Origin of the sequence: Novosphingobium sp. 18050, assembly GCF_902706195.1 — a bacterium.
Taxonomy (GTDB): Bacteria; Pseudomonadota; Alphaproteobacteria; order Sphingomonadales; family Sphingomonadaceae; genus Novosphingobium.
Genome location: NZ_CACSJO010000084.1, coordinates 1 through 457, shown reverse-complemented (window position 1 = coordinate 457; position 457 = coordinate 1). Strand labels below are relative to the sequence as shown.

Below are 457 nucleotides of genomic sequence, written 5' to 3'. Positions count from 1 at the left end.
GCGTCACATCCACCGAGGCCAAGCCATGAATCTGGACCCCGTGATCCTCGCCGAGCTGATGCGCGGCGGCCCGCCGCCGTGGGTCAGCGGCCGCACCTACCCCGTGGGCGCCGTGGTGCGCAGCCCGGGCAACCTGCAGAGCTATGTGCGCGTCACCGCTGGGGCCGGCAATACCGATCCGAGTGGGGACGATGCCAATTGGATGATCTTGTCCAAGCGCGTAGAGGACGCCGTCGCTGTCTGCCAGACAGCCGTGGGCGCATCAAGGAACGCCGTCCAAGGGACAGTGAACGCAGCGCGCGACGATGTAAAGGCCACCGTTACCAATGCTCGGGACAACGTGAACGGCAATGTATATGCCGCGCGCGATCAGGTGCAGGCTACGGTCAACGCCGCCCGCGATGCCGTGTGGGCTCAGGTGGTGGCATGCCACACGACGGTGGGCGACGTTAAAGAC

1 protein-coding gene is annotated in these 457 nt (G+C 65.9%); it reads left to right on the top strand.

What is annotated here, in order from left to right; all coding sequences use genetic code 11:
- Positions 1-25: 25 nt before the first annotated feature.
- Positions 26-457 (top strand): hypothetical protein (locus GVL61_RS24470; protein ID WP_200845018.1); only part of this gene is annotated, 432 nt, incomplete at its 3' end.